A 20,091-nucleotide genomic window follows, 5' to 3' on the forward strand; every position below is an offset into this window, starting at 1 on the left:
ACAAGCTGATAAAGAACTTCCCCCTGTAGAAGATGAACAAGTACAACAGGCTAAAGCAAAGGTAAAAGAGAAAGAAACAGCAAAATCATCGACAGCTATCAGTAAACCAATCGATGTAGAAAACAGCTATAAATCCATGCAATTAATGGCTGAAAATAGCTATAAACTTATCGATATGCAACAGGGTCAATTGCGTTATTTAGCTTCCGCCACCTGTTCTGTCGGTACTGAAAAAGCATGTCTTAGTGGCTTCACACACTATCAAAATATTGATAAAGCCAACGCTATACAAACGGGCATTAGTGGAGCTTATCGTTTTGATATCAATCAAACACCATTAGTGGTTGGTCTTGCTATTGATAGCGATAGCTACTCTTCTTTACCCACAGGCTATGAATATCAAGGATACCCTTTACCGTTAATTGGTTTTAGCGTTGATTTAATCCCGTCACTAAACCCAACCTCGAATGGCAATGCATTACATCTTTCATTAAAAGGGGCATATGTAAACCGCAAAGTCACGATTAAAAGACCAATATTAGATAATACCGAAGCGGGTAAAGGCCACGCAAAGATCTCCGGTTATTATATTGATTTTCAAGGATATTATCCTTACACACTCAATAACCTTATCACTGTAACGCCTTTTGCAGGACTTACTTTTAATCAAACATCACGCTCTGCTTATAGCGAAACACAAGGGACTAAACTTGCAGTCCATTATCAAGAACTTAATGCACATTCATTGCTTGCAAAAATAGGATTAGGAATAGAGTATACAGTCAATGCCAAACTCAAACTGGACAGCAAAGCGGGTTTATTATGGCATTTATCACATCACCAAGGTGACTTCCAAAGTCATATTGATTATCTAGGTCAGCAAAAAATTAACTATAACGACAACAAAAAACAGTTAGCACAGCGTCCATTTGCTAGTGTAGGGCTAACTTACCAACTAGATAAACAGTCATCTGTTAATACGACAACAAATTGGCAAATGACCCCTTATCGTAATCAAGATATTCATATGGGTATTGGTTATACATATCGTTTTTAATTCCTTATTATTATTATAATTAGTAGTAATAGTTTGCTTCCTATATTTCAAAATACAGGAAGCTTTTTTTTATTAAAATCGCTCTAGTATCCTTTTTACTATCAACATATTTTTTCCTTATCTACCCACCATATTCTGGTAGATACTTTTTCTAGTAAGGCTTTATTGTGACTAAAGATAATTAAACTTAAAGGACGTTTTTGACTTTCATCGATTAATACTTGCCAAATTTTGGCTTGGATCTGTGCATCTAATTGTGCAGTCACTTCATCTGCAATTAATAATTGTGTTCGAGGATCAAGTGCTCGTAGTAATGCAATACGTGCCAATTCTCCTCCTGATAACTCATTAGGCCTACGGGTTAACCACTCTGGCTCTATCATCAATTTTTCAAGCCACAGGCTATCAGGCACCCATGCATCACGTACACTCTCTCCGGTTGTTCTAAATGGATTAAAACATTTATCAGGATGTTGCGGAACCAATTGAATGGGACAATAACCTTTCTTAGGCAGAGGTTGCTGATTAAAAAGAATTTGCCCACTAGTCGGCATTTGCCATTGTGCTAATACACGACCTAACGTTGTTTTTCCTCTACCACTTGGCGCAGAAATGCCTAAGCGCTCTCCCGCCTCTAATGAAAAAGAGAGATCATGCCATAACATCTTACCGGCTTGTTGCACAGAGAGTTGTTGTAGCGCTAAAAGTGGCATAAAAATAACCTCAAAAATAGGGTTCTCTAAGAGAAAAAGGTATATAAAGAAGATAATCTATCACTGCTCAATATGGGTATGGGTTGCAAGCCCCCTCTTGTAGATCTAAAAACTGCTGTTCAGGCAGTGCATTCCACAATGTTTTTAGCCACTCACTCCCACCATGATGATAAAGCGCTTTAGCAGCGACTATCTCATTTAGCTCCCCTTGCCTCAACACAGCAATGGTATCGGCATAACGAGCAGCCAAAGCTAAATCATGGGTGACCCATAGGACTGATTTACCTTGATGACATAACTCTTTTAAATGCTCTAGCAATAAACAAGCGTGTTCATCATCAAGCCATGATGTTATCTCATCAGCCAGTATATATTGTGCATTAGATAATGTTGCATTGCAGGCGAGTACTCGTTTAGCCATTCCCCCCGATAATTTTGCGGGGTAAGTTTTCACTAACGAGCTAGAGAGGTGATATAAACCAAATTGGTGTTTAATATCTTCATAGGTGATATCAGCACCACTTAACCGCGCTGAACGGCCCAGTTGTTCACCAATGCTAATTAACGGATTAAGCGCTGTTACACCTTGAGGAATATAGCAAAAAGTATTACCACGATAAGCAATAAGCTCTCGCTCGGTTAACGGATGCCCATTAAGTTTAATTGTGCCTCGGGTTCGCATATTAGCAGGTAGTAGTCCCAATGCACTTTGCAGGAGTAAACTTTTACCTTCACCGCTGCCCCCCACTAAAGCCAGCATTTTGCCAGGTTTAATATCAAGAGAAATAGATTTTAATAAAGGCTGCCAAGTGCGCTTTCCTAACCAACGAAACTGCGCAATATCAATGGAAAGCTGTTCAAAACTTAACATCCTGCCCCTCTTAACCATAGTTGCTGCATGGCTTTAGCAAATTGATCAAATATCAATACCAAGCACATTAAAATTAATCCGGGAAAAAACACCATCCACCAAGCACCGGTACTTAAATAACGTAAGGCATCCGCTAATAGCAATCCAAGAGAAGGCTCATGCGCTGCTTGCCCAAAACCTAAAAAGCTCAACGCAGCACTATGCAATACCGCATGTGGAAACATAAGCAACGTTCCTACAATCCATTGCGGTAATAACATTGGGATATAGTGTTTTTTCACACACTCAAAAGGTGTATTGCCAATACGGCGAGATAGCATCACATAATCTGCTTCACGAATACGTTGAATTTCACCACGTAAAATTAGGGCTAATTTGGGCCAATGGGTTAATGCAACAGCCCAGATAACACCTTGCTGTCCCCCACCTAAAGTAAAACAGATCAAGATCAACAACAGTAAATGAGGTAATGCTAACAAGGCATCAACCACCCCTCTGACCAATAAATCACAATGGCGATTAATGGAGGAGATCCCAGCAAATATCAAAGCAATAGCACCACTGACAACGGCACTAGTGACACCGATATTTAAGCTACTTAACATACCTTGAAAACAGCGTAACCACAGTGAACGGCCTAAATTATCCGTGCCAAACCAGTACTGAGTAGATGGCGCTTGGTTTCTAGCTAAAAAATCCATCACAATATCAGTATGAGAAACAGATAAGCCATAAATAACCAGCCCCACTAATACGATTGAGACAAATAGCAGTCTAAATAAAGGCTTATTGGGATCGTAAATCATAAGTCGCGCAAAATTCCTTTATTAATTCGTCGTAACAAGTAGTTAGAGATACTGTTTCCAAAGAAAATGAGAATTGTGCTAAATACAACAATCCCCATTAATAGGGGGATATCCCCACGCAATCCGGCATCTACTGTCGCTTGCCCTAATCCCGGATAAGCAAAAACCTTCTCCGCCAATAATGAACCACCTAACAATTCACCAATTGATGCAAACTGTAAGCAAAGTGCGGGAGTAATGGCATGACGTAGAACATGAAAAAGCATCATAGCCCAACCTTTATCACCTTGGGCTTTAGCAAAATGAATAAATTCACTGCCCATCACTTCAGCAACTTTTGCGCGAGTATGCAGTGCGATATTACCTGTACCTAATAATCCTAACGCTATCATAGGTAAAATAAGATGCGAAAAACGTTGGCCCAATGTGGCTGCTTCAGCACTACTGCCCATCGGCCATGCACAGCAAATGGGTGCCCAGTGTAACGTTACCGAAAACAGCGATAACAACAGCAATCCAACCCAAAAAGTCGGTAATGAGGCCAGCAAATAAGAGAGGGTTGAGATGATCCTATCAGGCCAACGATTAAGATATCGTCCTGCCACTAACCCCATTAACACCCCTATTACACCTGAAAATAGCCACGCAGAAAAAAGCAGGATAAACGAAGGCCCTGCCCGTTGGCGAATAACATCAATAACCGGCATGTTATAGAGCATGGAATAACCAAAATCACCTTGGATTATCTGGCTAAACCAGAGCCAAAAACGCATCCATAGTGGCTGATCCATCCCCCAGCGAGCCGCTATCAGCGGATACTGCTCAGGCGGAACGTTTAGCAAATCACTACCGATATAGGCCTTGATCGGATCAATCGGCGAAAAACTTAATAAAATAAAAACACCTGCTGTTGTTACCAGCAGCAGGCATAATAATCGCAGGAAAAATCCTACTGTTTGACGTATTACTGACAAGTCCACTTCCAAGTATCTACGCTATTTAATAATGACCATGAACCGTGAATTTCCGGAGCGCCAGTGCCTAAATCAACACAAGGATCGGTTAAGTAAGTATGCTGAATATTCATTAACCAAGCCCAAGCAGCATCACCTTTGATACCGACGCCATTTTTACCATCCCACTCTACCGCTTGCCAATGTGGTACCGCTTGTTGCCATGTCGGTGCATCTAATGCTGCTTGTAAATGTTTTTCAACGGCAGGATTTTTATAATACCCAGGATTATAGTAACCCACACCTGCGGCATTCATACTATAGTGATGATAGAGCTCCATCGGATCAAGACTTCCCCAACCAAACAAAGTCGGGTTTGAGTGCATATAACGCTCTACGGTATCCCAGCTTCCTGACTTAAGATCCATTTGAATGCCAAGAGGTTGCACTAACGCACGAATTGATTCTGCTAAATCACGACGAGTTGCATCACCACTGGTGTACCAGAGTGTCAATTTCGCTTCTAAACCGTCTTTTTCTCGAATGCCATTTTTATTGAGTTTCCAACCCGCATCATCAAGAATTTGTTTAGCTTTTTCAATATCACCGTCTTTAAATGCGGCCTCGGTTTGATCCCAAGGTAATCCTTTTACGCCGGTATAAGCAGGAACTGCATATCCATCTAATACTTGCTCTGCCAGTAATTGGCGGTTAAGGGCATAGTTAATCGCTTTACGGATGGCGATATCTGCAGTGATATCATTACCGATATCATACCCTTGTGCATTTTTCTCACCTGATTTCACCATAGGAAAGACGATACCACGATTTTCAACACTGGCTCTTTCCCACAATTTTACATTAGGCAAATTTTTAGCAATGGCTGCGGTGGCAGGAGGAATACGAACAACCCCTAGTTGTCCACTTTGAGCGGCAGCAAAAGCGGCATCTTCATCAAGAAAAACAAAGATAAGCTTTTCGAAATCATTTTTCTTACCCGCATAATAAGGGTTTGTCTCAACGATGAGTTGCTGACCCGGTTGAAAACTGACCATACGATAAGGACCGGCACCAATCGGCTTTTGTGCATAAGTTTTTTCATCATATTTATCAGCCGAAACAATGCCTAGCGAGCCTAATACATTAACAAAAGTACTTTGAGGCGCTTTTAAAGCAATAGTGACATGTAAATCATCATCTGCCGTTGCAGAAAGAAAGTTTCCCATATCCACTTTACCGCCACTTGCCGCGGCATTGTTATAGGTAAAGGCAACATCTTTTGCAGTTAAAGGTGAACCATCAGAAAATTTCAAATCTGGTTTTAACGTCAGCTTCCATGTTGTGCCCTCTGCACTAGGCTGATAATCACTGAGCATATTGCTATACCAACTCAGATCCGCATTTTGCTTTAATAATGGGCTGTGTAGCAGTAAGTAGCTACCATGGCTCCACCCTAACATGGGATCAAAACCTTCTGTCGGCTCTTCACCAATGGCTAATTTTAAGGTTTGTGCTGAAGTAGTAACAGGAACACTAAGTGCGGCTAAGCAGGATAAAGCAATAAACGATTTTCGCCAACTAAACCGAATAGACATAAATATTCTCCGATTTTTTAGATACGACTTATCATCAGTCTCAATCTGTTTGAAAGAGGCAGAAAAGAAATAAGTTAACTGTTGTTATTATGATGTTCTGCATATTGATGCAGACAAAAGGATTAATTGCTTGGCATCATAAAAGCTTTTCTTGAATTACTCGAATAATATCCAACATTTTATTGATTTTACATAAACTTTCATCAAGCAATAGCGTTCAATATGACAAAATTTTAAATAGAGCACAGTTTTTTTCTAATAAATCAGTTATATAGATTATGCTCATTCTTAATAGTGAGCATATAACAAAATAAATTGCTATTTTTACGAAATAACCTAATTTTACGATAAGTATATTAATGAAAAAATAAAGGGTGCAAATTATTACACCCCTTTATATTTATTCTGCTAATATTTTTTTCAGTCGAAAATAACGCCGACCTAAACGCCATTTTAATCTAAAATCTTTCGCATTTTTCCAAATTAATGCCCAAATTCCCCGCTCAAAAAATACCTTAACTATCTGTTTTTTGGTTTCTGGTGAACTAATCGCATCAATAGAATGAATAATACCTAAACCTTCTTTGGCTATTTGCCAATAACAAGCATTGATCGTTTTTGCTATCTCAGCATGGCGTTGATTAATAGCATCCAGCATCTCAAGTATTTTCATATAGTTATAAATTGTTCTTACATGAATACGATCATCGGGTGTCGTATGCGACACGGAGCCAGAATGAATAAAATAGTCGTAATAACGCTCATCGATATATTTTACCCGTTTCGCCGTTAATAACACTTCTGTCGTCCAAGGAATATCTTGGTGATGCAAACCCGGCTCAAAGTAATAACCATGCTCCAATAAAAACTGACGTCGATAAATATTTAGCCATGTAACATGTAAGAACTTTTTCGATTCAAGAGCACGTTCAAGCCATTGAGGCCCGGTTAATACCTCTGTGGTTGTTAAACGCGTTGAAGGAAAGATAGGGCGTGTTGGTCGGTTTTTATCATCATAAACATAATTCCCATTACAGGTTGCCACATCCAAATTATCGGCCTTGGCAATTTCAAGTAATCGGGGATACATGCGTTTATCTATCACATCATCAATATCAGGAAAAGCAACGTATTCCCCCTTTGCAACAGCAAATCCTGTATTACGCGCAACGGAAACACCTTGGTTTTCTTGTGTTAAAATAGTGACATTGGGAAAGTGTTTTTCCCATTTATCTAAGATCTGACGAGAGTTATCAGTAGAGCCATCATCAACTAAAATAAGTTCCCAGTTTTCCAGTTGTTGTGCATGTAAACAATTAAAAAACTGTGGTAAAAATTTTTCACCATTAAAAACCGCCACCACAATACTTAATTGGGGAAAAGAAGAGGACATACCGAACCTTTTATTTTTTTAATAAGACAGAAATATTTTGTCGTGAACATTTTTGCTTAAGGGCATTAAGGGTAGCAAAGATAGTTAGCTTAATATGAAGCTAATCTTGCTATGTTACACTTAACATTAATCAAAAAGTGCGCTTTTTGAGCCAATTAGGCCTCTAAAATTCACTAGTTAGGCTAAGTATAAGTAATTTTGTCTTGATACTGATGAAGAAAGGGTTAAGGATGTGCGTTTTTTAAAAAAGATAGGCTCAAGATGACTGTTTATCCATGAGTGATATAAGTTACAAAACTGTCTTTTTTTGGCGGTTGTGACACTTATATCACTCATTAATATAAAACATCCGCAGAACGGATGTTTTTTACTTATGGATACTTATTTATACTTTATGTTTTTTATACTTTAATTTTTCTATTCTTCGATATCGTCTTCATCACAGACTTCAAGCTCAGGAAAGTAATCAACTCGCCAAGACTTAATGCCTTGATAAACTTTATCAACAGCGTTTCTTACCGCTTCGGTCATTGGGTAATAGAATCCCACCAGATCGGGCTGGATCCCCAAGAAAGTAATATCGGGGATATCGTCCTTTAATTGATCTATCAGAAAATTTAACGGCATGTTATGGGTGCTCATAATAAACATTTCTGCAATATAATCAGGATCTATTACCCTTATTTCACCAGGTTTTAAACCAATATCAGCCGCATCAACAATGACAACACATTGCGGTTGTAATGCTCTTATTTGATAAGAAACATTCTCTGGCGCACTTCCCCCATTGATAACCATCCAACCATCAATCGGGTTTGCTTCCATTAAGTCCGCTAATAGAGGACCGGCTCCATCATCCCCCATCATGCTATTTCCTACCGTTAATACGACCTTAGGTGCTGTCATTGTTTCACTCATGGTTTTCTCTTTACTATCAAATAAATCGCTGGCTCTATAACAATTTCACCTAATAAATTAATCAGCGTTTGGCTCCACTCACTAAAAAGTGGATCATCACTTTTGGCAATAGGATCGAAAGCTAAAGCTAACATGTGAGTATGTTCAGAATTGATATTGATCTCACCGAAAGTTAGCAATCCTTGCATTTTTCGTTTTGCTTCCCCCTCAGGTAATAAATCAATCCATGCTTGATATTTTTCTAAAGGACAAACCAACTCTGTTTTTAAGCAGTCAATCATGCCGACGTGATGACCAATCGCCAACGAGTAGTACATCACTTGTTGCGCCTGCTCAGGTATATCATCATCGCTATCAACAAACTTTTGTCTTAATGACCAAAAGTAAACTTTAGCGTCATCAGACATGAACGCCTCCTTGGTTTAATGAATGCACCAGTCGTTTTACAATTTCCGCTAAACGAGGATCATTCGCTTGGCGTAACCATTCATCAACACGCCCACTGACTTCTTGTACTGTGGCACCATCAAGTAAAGTGAGGAAATGATCACTAATTTGTCGCCCTTGATAATAACCAGCAAGACGACGAGCTTCACGCTCTATCATTACCCGAGTATCAAGAGGGATCGACGGTAGTAACAGTGACGCTTGCTCATTATCTACTTCAGTGTGATTTTGACCTTTTAGTTTTTGATCTAATAAGCCTAATGCCACAGCAAAACCATAAATAGTTGCTGCAGGTGTCGGAGGACAACCAGGGATCCACACATCAATAGGAACAATGGTTTCACTCCCACCCCATACACAATAGAGATCGTGGAATATCCCACCACCACAACCACAAGCCCCATAAGAGATACAAATTTTGGGATCTGGTGCTGATTCATAAGCACGTAATGCCGGTACACGCATTTGGCGTGTTACGGCACCAGTAAATAACAAAATATCAGCATGGCGAGGTGAAGCAACCACCTTGATACCAAATCGCTCGGCATCAAAAACAGGTGTAATTGCAGAGAAAATTTCAATCTCACAACCATTACAACCACCACAGTCAACACGATAAACATACGCGGAACGTTGAATATCTTTCAATAACGTTTTTTTCAGCTTTTTCACCTGATCACTTAATGTGATAGGTTGGCTGACATGATGATTGATGGGAATTTCTGGTAGACTCATTTTTTCACACTCCCGACATTGCCCATACTAATATTTTCTTGACCATCAGAGAGTAGGTTATGTTTACGTTTACACTCTGGGCAAGTTTCAAATTGTGGACGCATTGCCTCAACAGTTTGTGCATCCCAACCCGATTGCACCAGCAGTGCCATAGCGTAATCAACAGATTTTCTAGGTGTAAAGGGTTGATGACACTCACGGCAGCTTAATAATTTAAATGTACCTTTAATATAAAGATCTGATTTTTGTGTGACTGCCGTTTCAAACATATCTGATAATACAATTGCCCGAGTTGGGCAGACTTCTTCACAGCGGCCGCAATAAATACAACGACCAATAAATAACTGCCAGTGACGTTCACCCGTTTCGAGGTTGGTTTCCATGGTCAGTGCATTCGCAGGACATGCAGAAGTACAAGCCCCACAAACAATACATTGCTCAGGTGAGTACTCAGGTTTTCCTCTAAAACCATCAGGGAGTTCTAATGGTTTAAAAGGATATTTTGTTGTTGCATCGCCTGTTTTGATAATGGTTTTAAACAATTTTAACATCGTTCAGTCCCTCACTTGAGCGGCGAATTTTTACGTTCGATGCTATAACGTTCAATTTCTTTATAAGAAACTGTTTTCGATTTACGTTTTTTCACATCGACAAGCGTTACCCTGTCAGTACAGGAGTAACAAGGATCGAGGCTACCGATAATTAATGGTGCATCAGAAACCGTATTTCCTTGTAACATATAACGTAGTACTGGCCAGTTAGCGTAAGTGGCCGCACGACAACGCCAACGGAATAATTTTTGATTATCACCCAACATACTCCAGTGAATATCTTCACCTCGTGGAGCTTCGGTAAAACCAAGTGCAAATTTATAAGGTTGGTAGGTAAAGCCTTCAGTTAATAACGGTCCTTCTGGCAGATTATCTAAGGCATATTCAATCATTGCCATAGAATCAAGCACTTCCTTAATACGCACCATCACACGTGAGAAAACATCCCCACCTTCATAACTAAATAGGGTTAATGGTAAGTTGCCATAATCTGCAAATGGGTGATCAAAGCGTACATCACGTTTAAAACCACTGGCTCTGATCATCGGGCCTACCGGACTGAAATCACGCGCGACTTTCTTATCTAAAATCCCGACCCCAACGGTACGCTGTTCCATATTTGGCGCAGAAAGTAAGATGTCGACTAATTCAGTGACTTCTTTGCGCATTTCTCTGACTAATTGGATAGTTTTAATACGTTGATCTTTTAAAATATCGCGACGAATACCACCAATTAAGTTTAAGCCGTAGGTTTTACGTGCTCCCGTCAGCATTTCAGCAATCTGCATGGATTTTTCACGAATACGGAAGAATTGCATGAAACCGGTATCAAATCCGGTAAAGTGACTTGCTAAACCGATATTTAATAAATGACTATGTAGACGTTCAACTTCTAATAAAATAGAACGGATAGTATGAGCGCGACGAGGCACTTCAATACCTAACGCATTTTCAACAGAAGTGGTATATGCCACGCTATGTGTAAAGCCACAAATCCCACAGACACGGTCTGATAGGAAAGTCACTTCATTATAGCCCATACGGGTTTCTGCCAATTTTTCCATACCACGGTGTACATAGAACATGCGATAGTCAGCATCAACAATATTTTCACCGTCAACAAATAAACGGAAATGTCCCGGTTCATCAGACGTAATATGCATAGGGCCGATAGGAACGACACGCGCATCTTGTTTGCCTTCGTTCACAAACGGATAGGTTTCTGTTTCTGTGGTTGGCGTTGGACGTTGGCGATAATCCATGGCATCTTTACGTAACGGATACATATCTTCAGGCCAATCATCTGGAAGCACTAAACGACGCTCATCCGGTAAGCCCACAGGAATAAGACCATACATATCACGAATTTCACGCTCTCCCCATACTGCTGCAGGAACTCGCGGGGTAACAGAAGGAAATTCAAGTGTAATAGGACTAACGTGTGCTTTAACGACTATCCAGCACTTTTCACCCTCTTCCATCGATAAGGCGTAATAGACGGCATAATCACCATTTAAACTACGTTCATCGTTACCAAATAAAACAGGTAACCAGCCTCCTAAACCGTAATATAGATACTCCACCACTTCAGGCAGTGATCCCGTTTTAACTGTTATCGTCAATTGATCAGCGGTTTGTCGCTCTTCATCAAGAATAGCTGATGGGAATTTTTCTCGAACTTTAGCAACATAACCCGCACCGAGTTCGTTTCCCTCTTTTCTACTGACATAATTTTGATAGCTCACGTTACTTCTCCTGAACCGATATTGATGGATTGCTGATTAACGTTGTTGGCCATGTATAATTTGGTGATCCACTCTCATCGATATTCATCACGATATTGGCTGCATTCTCCAATAACTCACTGACTGGCTTAGGAATATGTGTTCCCATTAACAACATAAGCGCAATCAAAATGATCATCGGTAGTGTGGTTAATAGACCTAATTCACCTTTGGCAACCACATCCGGTTTTGGACCAAATACCGTTTTAGCTACCATACGAACTAATCCACCTAATACTACGGTTAATAACAATAATAATAGAATTGTTAATCCCATATGCTTAGCTGCTAAGCCTGCAACAACAATCATAAATTCACTGATAAAGACATTAAATGGTGGCATGCCCCCTAATGCCAAAGCACCGCCAGCAAATAATGCAGCACTTAATGGCATTACTTTAAACATACCTTTCACGACATTTAGATCCCGTGTACCGTATTTCAGTAACACGTTACCAGAGCCGCAGAACAGCAATGCTTTTGCTAAGCTGTGGTTTAACGTGTGGAATAAAGCCGCCAAAATCCCAATCGGGCCACCAATACCCAGAGCCACTGCAATTAACCCCATGTTTTCCACACTGGAGTACGCTAATAAACGTTTCATATCGCGCTGGATCAGAATAAAGAACGCGGCGATAGCAACAGAGAGGAAGCCAAAGATTAACAATAGGTTACGAGTGAATTCAGTGCCTATTGCTGCATCAATAATAATGTAGTAACGAATAATGATTAACAGCGCACAGTTTAATAACACCGCAGATAACAGCGCACTAACAGGGCTTGGCGCTTCACTGTGAGCATCTGGTAACCATGCATGCATTGGGAATAACCCGGTTTTGGTACCGAAACCGATCAAAATAAATACAAAAGCTAAATGCATCAGTGTTGGATCTAACTGATGTGTATATTTCAACACTTCTGTCCAGAAGATGGCCTGATCAGGATCAGGCATAAAGCTTGCTGCATTGGCATAAACTAAAATTGTGCCAAAAAGACCAAATGCGACACCGACACTACAGATAATAATGTACTTCCATGCAGCTTCTAATGAAGAGCGTTGACCATAAATCCCTACTAAAAAAGCAGAGCTTAATGTTGTGGCTTCAATCGCGGCCCACATCAAGATCAAGTTATTACTGGTGATCGCTAATAACATGGTGAAAAGGAAGAGGTGGAAGAAACCATAGTAGTTACATAAAGTACGAACAGAAATTTCGCCCTCATCCACTTCATGATTCATATAACCAATAGAATACAGGCCGGTTAAAAAACCAATGATGCCTAAAATGGCTAGAAATAGTGCCCCTAAACTATCAACATGAACCCATTTCGCTGCCGCCAGTATTTCGCCATGGGACATCACATCAGCAACAGTGCCTAACGCGGCAATGACTAAGACAAAAATACCTATAGTATGAATGCCTGTAACGATAGGACGTGCCGCTGCTTTCAATAATGGGCTTAAAAATGCCAATATCGAAAATACCAGCGGTGCAAACATTAAGATTGTTAACATGGTTGTTTGATTCATCTCCTCACCCCTTCAGCGCGGTCAGTTGATCCACGTTCAGTGTGTTGAGCGTGCGGTAAATCTTACGCGCCAATACTGCCATGACAATCACAGCAAAAATGGCATCCGTTGCTATACCAATTTCTACCAACTCTGGTGCCCTCCACGCTAATAAAGCGAGTGTTAAGTGAGAGCCGTTTTCCATTAAGCAGTAACCAAATGCTTGTTTTAGAATATTTCGTTGAGTCACAATACACAGTAGACCTAGCATAAAATGGCCTAAAGAGACCGCTAATGCAGGTTTCAATTCCGCCACCATAGGTATTTGAATTGGCTCAACCACAAACCAGCATAAAATCACAATCACGGCGGCTAATAACATCAATAATGCCGGTTTAATGACACTGATATTGGCGCTCGGATCGGATAATTTGCGGAAGGCAAATCCTAAGATAAGTGGAACGAGTAGAACTTTGGTAAAGAAGGCGGTTATCGCCCAAAGTGTCAGTTGATGTGCATCTAGCGTATTTGCTAAAGTGACAAAAATCATCACCAAAACAAAGGATTGCAGAGCATAAAACCAACAGGAAGCAATAGGCTTTCTTGCGCCTATCACCAGTAGCGAGGTGATCATCATTAACCCCGCTAAATTATTAACAATAAGTGCTCCAGTCATGATTTATCCCCTTATCCTAGCCAAGTCACAGCAATAACACTGGATGCGAAAGACATAATAATCAGTATTCCAATCACAATTTGCATTGCCATAGGAACCGGTTGTCCTTGCGCAACTTCTTTACTTGGTTCTCCTGGCACCACACGGCCAAACCAGTAGATAAACCAAGTGAAACTTGCAACAGATTCAATCAGTACCAGAACCATAATAGGTGTCATTACCCAGAACACACTCGATAATTCAAAGCCTGCTGCAAAGATAGGGAATTTACTAAAGAAACCATTGAGTGGTGGTACACCTGCAATCGCTAACGCAGCAACACAAAAGCCCACACCCAGCAATGGATATTTATTAATTAACCCTTTTAAGCGCGGTAACATACGAGTACCACAGCTATAACTCAGAGCACCTGCGACTAAGAAGAACAAACTTTTAGCAAAAGCGTGGTTAAAGATATAAGCCACACCACCATTAAAGGCTTCACGAGGTCCAAAGATTGAGATAGATAACGCGAGGAAGATATAAGAAAGCTGTGTAATGGTTGACCATGCTAACAGACGTTTCATATCTTTTTGTGGCAGATACATCATAAAGCCATAAATCAGAGTGATAACCGCCATGGCGATCCCCACCCAACCAATGATATGAGGGACATCACCGGCTGAAATAATGGCACGAGCAAAGATATACACACCCACTTTAACCATTGACGCAGCGTGTAAGTAAGCACTTACAGGTGTTGGTGCTTCCATTGCATCAGGTAACCAAGCTTGTAAAGGAAGCTGTGCTGATTTACCCCAAGCAGCAAACAGAATACCGCCAAAGACAATCAGTTTTGTTGGCTCATCTAATGTTGCTATCGCAGTTAGTTCAAACGAACCCGTACTTACAAACAAGGTTGCAGCTGCAAGATACAGACCGATTGACGCAATATGAGTAATTAACAATGCCTTCATTGCCGAACGCAATGACTTCTCTGATTGGTAATAACCAATTAATGCCCAAGAACAACCACCGGTAATTTCAAAAAACAGCAGTTGCCCTAAAATGGTAGATGACAGTACTAAACCTGCCATAGCACCAATAAAGATCAACAGGAAAGCATAATAACGACGAGTCCCATCATGAGGATGCTCACGGTTACCGTTAGTGAGATAACCCGTTGAATAAAAACTGACGAGTAATCCTAAGAATACAACGGCAAAAGCAATTAAGGTACTGACGCGATCAATGGTAAAACCAAATAGCGCAACATCACCATATTGTACTAGCGTAATTGTGGTATCGACTTTACCTTCAGCGAGGAACTGCCAACCTAAAACAACAGTACCTAATGTGGCTAATAAAGCGAACAGTGTACATAACCACTTCGCCATCCGATTTGGCAGTATGGACGTAATTAACGCCCCTGCAAATGGGATGAGTAAGGTCGCAAGAGCTATATTTTCCATTGCAATCATCGCTCCTTATAGACCAGTTAAATAGAAAACAAAAGCCAGTGCCGCAACACCGAACCCTAACCATGTCACATGCTGAGTCAGTAAGAAGCGACCACGCGCTAAACTGTTTTCAACTAATGACGCTAATACAAACACGACCAGCAATTTCACGGCCATTAACACTAAGGCGACAAGAAGCGCGACAAAAGTAAATTCAGTCGCTTTGCCAAAAGGAATAAATACGGCAAGGAACAGCTCAGCAATCACCACTTGTTTTAAACCAATACCCAGTTTAACCATGGCAAAACCAGAGCCGGAGTACTCGGTTAGTGGTCCTTCTTGTAATTCTTGCTCTGCTTCCGCGACGTCAAAAGGCATTTTGCCCATTTCAATAAATGCCGCAAAAGCACAAGCCAATAAGGCTAAAAGTGTAGCTGTGGGTGATACCCAACCTTGGGCGAGCGTCGCACTGATAGTGCCGACATTGGTTGAACCCACAATCAATGCCACCACAATCAACGAAAGCACTAAGATAGGCTCAACTAATACACCCAATGTCAGTTCACGGCTGGCCCCAATACCCGCAAATGGACTACCTGAATCCAAACCGGATAAAGAGAAAAAGAAACGAAATAGTGCAAACAGATAAATTAATGCAATTAAGTCCGCCGCACCGCCAAACAAAGAGGTTGCCGTAAAGACAGGCAATGCCATTGCCACTAATAACATGCTGCCTAATAACACATAAGGCATCACTTGGAAGATCACGCCGGATTGCTCAGGGGCTACGGATTGACGTTTAAGTAATTTAAAAATATCTCGGTAATCCTGCCAAATACCAGGACCTTGACGCGAATGCATCTTGGCACGAATTTGGCGAGAAATACCTGTACATAATGGGGTTATCGCCAGCAGAAAGAGTGCTTGAATAACCGCGAATATTCCCATCATAAACGAAGGTGTTTCTTGGAAAGTCATCATTCCCTCTCCTTACGCTGCGATAACTAAAAGCAAGATGACCAGCGCTGCCACCACGTATAGACAATAGAGTCTGAAATCGCCGCCTTGTAGGCATTGGATACGTTTAGCAAAACGTTGGATACCACGAACCAATGGATAAATAATGCTTTCATCCCAGAATGGTTCGACCTTTTCAGCACCGAGCTGTGTTTTATTAAAGCCACGTGAAAGCCAAGGTGATGGATCAAGCTGTTTACGCATACGATAAAGTGGTGCAAACATACTACGTAGTGCTTGAGTAAAGCCCCCAGCGGACACCGCCATGTCTTTTTCCCAGACATAACCACAAGCCCATGGATTACCTTTACGGCGAAATGCAGGTTGACCACCTTTTAAGCCGAGATAAATTAAGAATGGAATTAGTGGTAAGGCGATTAATAAAATAAATGTTAAGGCAGGAGAGAACATCGCTTGTGATGCACTATCAGGGACTAATATCGCACCTTGAGTCACTGTTAATGCACTGGTTTCGCTAAGTGACATTGCAATATTGGCAATAATTGGCGCAATAAAAGCCGCACCCACACCTAATACAACACAGAAAAGTGCTAATAACCCCATAGCAATGGTCATTGGCAACGGTACTTCTTTAGCTTTAGTCGCTTGCTCACTACGTGGGCCACCGCAAAAACTGACGCCATAAACTTTGACGAAACACATTGCCGCTAATGCCCCGGTAATTGCCAACATAATAATGGCAATAGGACCACTTAAGCGCATGACAAAGTTACCATCGTAACTCATCGTAAATAGTGATTGATAAGTATACCACTCACTCACAAAACCATTTAATGGCGGTAATGCTGAAATTGCCATACAACCAATTAAGAATGCTGTTGCAGTGTAAGGCATTAGTTTGGCTAATCCACCCATCTTATCCATATCACGAGTGTGAATTTGATTAATAATGGCTCCGGCACCTAAGAACAATAATCCTTTAAATACCGCGTGGTTTAATAAATGGTATAACGCACCAAGCAGACCGAGAGCGGCAATCACTGGATGATCGGTTGCCATACCTACCATGCCAACTCCCACGCCCATCAAGATGATGCCGATATTTTCAACGGTGTGCCATGCAAGTAGACGTTTTAAATCGTGCTCTGCTAATGCGTACATAACCCCTAATACAGAAGAGACAGCACCGAATGCGAGAACGACAATTCCCCACCACATTTGTGAAGCACCTAATAAATCAATGCCTACTTTGATGATGCCAAAAATACCAATTTTCACCATCACCCCAGACATTAATGCTGAAGCGTGAGAGGGTGCTGCGGGGTGCGCTTTTGGCAACCAACTGTGTAATGGCAACATACCGGCTTTGGCACCAAATCCGAAGAAGCCCAGTAAGAACACCACAGAAGCCATTGCAGGGGAAAGAGAAAGTTGACGAAATGAATCAAAATCAAGGCTACCGCTTTCACGCCACATTAAGAAGAAGGCTATCATGATTAGCACAGAGCCTGCGTGAGCGATAAAGAAGTAGAGTAAACCGGCGTGGATAGATTCGTCATCTTGGTCAGCGATGACTAAGAACCAAGATGCTAACGACATCATTTCAAATAGGATAATAAAGTAAAACGCATTATCCATAACAATCAGTCCTACCATGGAAGCAATAAAGAGATTCATAAAAAATCCCATACTCCATGCGCCGCGACCTTTGTATTCTTGAACATAAGAGAGTGAATACAACGCACAAACAGTGACGAGTAAAGAAATGACAAACACCATAAAGGCGCCAAGCATATCCATACGCACCACAAAAGCGGCGAAATCAAATGGCCCAGCCATAGCAAAACTGATTGTTTCACCATTTAAAATAACCGGTAATGCGCTTAAAACACCTAATACACCACCGATGATTGCGCTGATCCCCGATATTAGGATTGCCAATCCTTCCTGTTTCTTTAAAAACAGTGCAATAACGCCACCAACAACATACAGGATGATTGACCACATCAGTAACTGAAGAGGTTCCATATTACTTGCGCTCCTGTGTCAACGTAGATAGATCATCAAGACTTGTCATAGGTTCCATCACAGAGTCTAAACGACGCGCTTTCATCTGCTCTTCAAGGCTATCTTCTTCAACTAGATGTAAGGCATCTGTCGGACAGACTTTTACGCAAGCAGGCCCCTCATCTGAGAAAGCACACAAGTCACATTTCACTGCTATTGCGCGAATACCCGCATTCCATGCAAGGAATGGATTGGTAGTAGGAAGACTTGCGGGCACATCTGCCAGCATCTCTTCAGGCACAAAATGGTCAAACACAGCCGGTAAGTTAACGGGTTTACTGCCTGATGGTGTAATCGCACCAAAAGGACATACCAAACCGCATAACTTACAGCCAATACACAAGCTCTCATTAAGAAAGATCATATTATCTTCATGAGTAATGGCATTGACTGGGCACACACTAGCACAAGGAGCATCCTCACAATGCCGACAAAGCATCGGGGCGGTCTGATCCTCCACTTTTACCACTGTAAGACGCGGATGCGCCTGTAATCCCACAGCTTGGTGTACTTCCGAACAAGCTGCCATACAGGTATTACACCCTATGCATCGTTGTGGCTCTGCAATAACAAAGCGATTCATTCGCCACATCCTCCGAGAAAAACGTTTAACAGCTCACGGCTGTCGTTAATTTTTCTCTAGATGAAGCATATTTCATGCCAAGAGCAGTAATATTTTATTTTTGTTAAAAATCAATGCGTTATAAATAAAAATTAATTTGCTTGATGACGTGTCGACAATTATGACGTTGACACTTAAGTGGTGGGAAAGAGTGATATGATTGAAAAAGCCTGCAAAAGCAGGCTTACAAAAAAGGGATTAGTCAGTATAAATGCGCTTTTCAACCTCTTTCATGGTCTGTAAGCCACATTGTAAATCATCTGGGGTCGCTTCAGAAAACCCTTGTGTAAAGATTGCAGATAAATAAGCATCTACCATCATATTGGCTTTAAAGGGAGTAATCAGTAAACCACCCATGGCTAGCATATTGCAATTATTAATCACTTTACAAAAACGCGCAGTGGTAACACTCTCACAAACCCCGCAATAAACATTTTTATGTTTATTAGCACTAATACTTACTCCCATCCCTGTGCCACAAAAAACAAAACCAATATATTCAGGATGTTCTGAAATAATAGCGCCAACTTTATCACCAACATCACAATAACCAATAGGCCCTGATTCGGTAATATCTTTTATTGTGTAATTTTTTGCTTGTAGATGAGATTTGACGGCATTTTTAAGCTCATAACCTGAAGGATCTGCCCCCATAACAATTATTTTCTGTTCCATATCGCCTCCTAAATAAATTGAGAGTCATGGTCAAAGAAAAGATATCTGATTGATAATCATTAAAACCAAATAAAAATATCTCACTCAATGAGTTATTACTTATTAAAGTATAGACGATAAATATTTTATTTATATTCAAAAATTTTAAATTTCTCTGTAATCAATTTAGAGAATTTTAAATAACCATCATAATCATAAGGTTTTATTTTTGATGAAAATCAAAAAAATTTAATGACAATAAAATTGTGTTTATAGGATAGGAAAAAATTTTTTTAAAATAATATACTAATCTGATTATGAA

19 protein-coding genes are annotated in these 20,091 nt (G+C 40.7%); 1 reads left to right on the forward strand and 18 read right to left on the reverse strand.

Annotated elements, in window-relative coordinates; genetic code table 11:
- Window positions 1-1,057, forward strand: a 1,057-nt coding sequence (locus tag HMPREF0693_RS11925) for an autotransporter outer membrane beta-barrel domain-containing protein (RefSeq protein WP_248694450.1), incomplete at its 5' end; no start/stop codon positions are given.
- A 101-nt stretch (window positions 1,058-1,158) separates the two neighbouring features.
- Here HMPREF0693_RS11925 and HMPREF0693_RS11930 read toward each other — a convergent pair.
- From HMPREF0693_RS11930 to HMPREF0693_RS12015, 18 genes are all read right to left on the reverse strand, one after another.
- Window positions 1,159-1,770, reverse strand: a complete 612-nt coding sequence (locus tag HMPREF0693_RS11930; protein ID WP_004245677.1) for an ATP-binding cassette domain-containing protein — start codon at window positions 1,768-1,770, stop codon at window positions 1,159-1,161.
- Between the two features lie 67 nt (window positions 1,771-1,837).
- Window positions 1,838-2,641, reverse strand: a complete 804-nt coding sequence (locus HMPREF0693_RS11935) for an ATP-binding cassette domain-containing protein (RefSeq protein ID WP_004245678.1) — start codon at window positions 2,639-2,641, stop codon at window positions 1,838-1,840.
- Complete coding sequence (locus tag HMPREF0693_RS11940; protein ID WP_004245680.1) at window positions 2,635-3,447, reverse strand: ABC transporter permease; 813 nt, start codon at window positions 3,445-3,447, stop codon at window positions 2,635-2,637. The genes HMPREF0693_RS11935 and HMPREF0693_RS11940 overlap by 7 nt, the downstream gene beginning before the upstream one ends.
- Complete coding sequence (locus HMPREF0693_RS11945; protein WP_004245681.1) at window positions 3,444-4,427, reverse strand: ABC transporter permease; 984 nt, start codon at window positions 4,425-4,427, stop codon at window positions 3,444-3,446. The genes HMPREF0693_RS11940 and HMPREF0693_RS11945 overlap by 4 nt, the downstream gene beginning before the upstream one ends.
- Window positions 4,412-5,995 carry an ABC transporter substrate-binding protein gene (locus HMPREF0693_RS11950; protein ID WP_004245682.1) on the reverse strand — a complete coding sequence of 528 codons (1,584 nt, stop codon included), beginning with the start codon at window positions 5,993-5,995 and terminating at the stop codon, window positions 4,412-4,414. The genes HMPREF0693_RS11945 and HMPREF0693_RS11950 overlap by 16 nt, the downstream gene beginning before the upstream one ends.
- A gap of 400 nt (window positions 5,996-6,395) precedes the next feature.
- Window positions 6,396-7,388, reverse strand: coding sequence for a glycosyltransferase (locus tag HMPREF0693_RS11955; protein ID WP_004245683.1), 993 nt, complete (start codon window positions 7,386-7,388; stop codon window positions 6,396-6,398).
- Between the two features lie 417 nt (window positions 7,389-7,805).
- Entirely contained in the window at window positions 7,806-8,306 is a 501-nt protein-coding gene (gene hycI / locus HMPREF0693_RS11960) for a hydrogenase maturation peptidase HycI (RefSeq protein WP_004245684.1), read from the reverse strand.
- Entirely contained in the window at window positions 8,303-8,713 is a 411-nt protein-coding gene (locus tag HMPREF0693_RS11965) for a formate hydrogenlyase maturation HycH family protein (protein ID WP_004245685.1), read from the reverse strand. The genes hycI and HMPREF0693_RS11965 overlap by 4 nt, the downstream gene beginning before the upstream one ends.
- Window positions 8,706-9,488: an NADH-quinone oxidoreductase subunit B family protein gene (locus HMPREF0693_RS11970; RefSeq protein ID WP_004245686.1), complete on the reverse strand. Its 783-nt coding sequence runs from the start codon at window positions 9,486-9,488 to the stop codon at window positions 8,706-8,708. The genes HMPREF0693_RS11965 and HMPREF0693_RS11970 overlap by 8 nt, the downstream gene beginning before the upstream one ends.
- Complete coding sequence (hyfH, locus tag HMPREF0693_RS11975) at window positions 9,485-10,039, reverse strand: hydrogenase 4 subunit H (protein WP_004245688.1); 555 nt, start codon at window positions 10,037-10,039, stop codon at window positions 9,485-9,487. Before hyfH ends, HMPREF0693_RS11970 begins: the two co-directional genes overlap by 4 nt.
- 11 nt (window positions 10,040-10,050) lie before the next feature.
- Entirely contained in the window at window positions 10,051-11,784 is a 1,734-nt protein-coding gene (locus HMPREF0693_RS11980; RefSeq protein WP_004245689.1) for a hydrogenase large subunit, read from the reverse strand.
- Window position 11,785: 1 nt separating this feature from the next.
- Window positions 11,786-13,354, reverse strand: coding sequence for a hydrogenase 4 subunit F (locus tag HMPREF0693_RS11985; protein ID WP_004245690.1), 1,569 nt, complete (start codon window positions 13,352-13,354; stop codon window positions 11,786-11,788).
- Window positions 13,355-13,358: 4 nt separating this feature from the next.
- Complete coding sequence (gene hyfE / locus HMPREF0693_RS11990) at window positions 13,359-14,009, reverse strand: hydrogenase 4 membrane subunit (RefSeq protein WP_004245691.1); 651 nt, start codon at window positions 14,007-14,009, stop codon at window positions 13,359-13,361.
- 11 nt (window positions 14,010-14,020) lie between these two features.
- A complete protein-coding gene (locus HMPREF0693_RS11995; protein WP_004245692.1) occupies window positions 14,021-15,469 on the reverse strand; it encodes a hydrogenase 4 subunit D in 1,449 nt (482 codons plus the stop codon).
- A 6-nt stretch (window positions 15,470-15,475) separates the two neighbouring features.
- Entirely contained in the window at window positions 15,476-16,426 is a 951-nt protein-coding gene (locus HMPREF0693_RS12000; RefSeq protein ID WP_012368421.1) for a respiratory chain complex I subunit 1 family protein, read from the reverse strand.
- A gap of 12 nt (window positions 16,427-16,438) precedes the next feature.
- Complete coding sequence (gene hyfB, locus HMPREF0693_RS12005; RefSeq protein ID WP_004245694.1) at window positions 16,439-18,454, reverse strand: hydrogenase 4 subunit B; 2,016 nt, start codon at window positions 18,452-18,454, stop codon at window positions 16,439-16,441.
- A gap of 1 nt (window position 18,455) precedes the next feature.
- On the reverse strand, window positions 18,456-19,076 hold the full coding sequence (locus tag HMPREF0693_RS12010) for a 4Fe-4S dicluster domain-containing protein (RefSeq protein ID WP_004245695.1): 621 nt from the start codon (window positions 19,074-19,076) through the stop codon (window positions 18,456-18,458).
- Between the two features lie 237 nt (window positions 19,077-19,313).
- Window positions 19,314-19,790: an RpiB/LacA/LacB family sugar-phosphate isomerase gene (locus HMPREF0693_RS12015; protein WP_004245696.1), complete on the reverse strand. Its 477-nt coding sequence runs from the start codon at window positions 19,788-19,790 to the stop codon at window positions 19,314-19,316.
- Window positions 19,791-20,091: the final 301 nt, after the last annotated feature.

This window comes from Proteus mirabilis ATCC 29906 (genome assembly GCF_000160755.1).
GTDB lineage: Bacteria > Pseudomonadota > Gammaproteobacteria > Enterobacterales > Enterobacteriaceae > Proteus > Proteus mirabilis.

What these genes read in the sequence shown, in the direction of transcription:
- HMPREF0693_RS11930 (WP_004245677.1), bottom strand. Translation starts at nt 1,770, where the DNA reads ATGCCACTTTTAGCGCTACAACAACTCTCTGTGCAACAAGCCGGTAAG.
- HMPREF0693_RS11935 (WP_004245678.1), bottom strand. Translation starts at nt 2,641, where the DNA reads ATGTTAAGTTTTGAACAGCTTTCCATTGATATTGCGCAGTTTCGTTGG.
- HMPREF0693_RS11940 (WP_004245680.1), bottom strand. Translation starts at nt 3,447, where the DNA reads ATGATTTACGATCCCAATAAGCCTTTATTTAGACTGCTATTTGTCTCA.
- HMPREF0693_RS11950 (WP_004245682.1), bottom strand. Translation starts at nt 5,995, where the DNA reads ATGTCTATTCGGTTTAGTTGGCGAAAATCGTTTATTGCTTTATCCTGC.
- HMPREF0693_RS11955 (WP_004245683.1), bottom strand. Translation starts at nt 7,388, where the DNA reads ATGTCCTCTTCTTTTCCCCAATTAAGTATTGTGGTGGCGGTTTTTAAT.
- hycI (WP_004245684.1), bottom strand. Translation starts at nt 8,306, where the DNA reads ATGAGTGAAACAATGACAGCACCTAAGGTCGTATTAACGGTAGGAAAT.
- HMPREF0693_RS11965 (WP_004245685.1), bottom strand. Translation starts at nt 8,713, where the DNA reads ATGTCTGATGACGCTAAAGTTTACTTTTGGTCATTAAGACAAAAGTTT.
- HMPREF0693_RS11970 (WP_004245686.1), bottom strand. Translation starts at nt 9,488, where the DNA reads ATGAGTCTACCAGAAATTCCCATCAATCATCATGTCAGCCAACCTATC.
- hyfH (WP_004245688.1), bottom strand. Translation starts at nt 10,039, where the DNA reads ATGTTAAAATTGTTTAAAACCATTATCAAAACAGGCGATGCAACAACA.
- HMPREF0693_RS11985 (WP_004245690.1), bottom strand. Translation starts at nt 13,354, where the DNA reads ATGAATCAAACAACCATGTTAACAATCTTAATGTTTGCACCGCTGGTA.
- hyfE (WP_004245691.1), bottom strand. Translation starts at nt 14,009, where the DNA reads ATGACTGGAGCACTTATTGTTAATAATTTAGCGGGGTTAATGATGATC.
- HMPREF0693_RS11995 (WP_004245692.1), bottom strand. Translation starts at nt 15,469, where the DNA reads ATGATTGCAATGGAAAATATAGCTCTTGCGACCTTACTCATCCCATTT.
- HMPREF0693_RS12000 (WP_012368421.1), bottom strand. Translation starts at nt 16,426, where the DNA reads ATGACTTTCCAAGAAACACCTTCGTTTATGATGGGAATATTCGCGGTT.
- hyfB (WP_004245694.1), bottom strand. Translation starts at nt 18,454, where the DNA reads ATGGAACCTCTTCAGTTACTGATGTGGTCAATCATCCTGTATGTTGTT.
- HMPREF0693_RS12010 (WP_004245695.1), bottom strand. Translation starts at nt 19,076, where the DNA reads ATGAATCGCTTTGTTATTGCAGAGCCACAACGATGCATAGGGTGTAAT.
- HMPREF0693_RS12015 (WP_004245696.1), bottom strand. Translation starts at nt 19,790, where the DNA reads ATGGAACAGAAAATAATTGTTATGGGGGCAGATCCTTCAGGTTATGAG.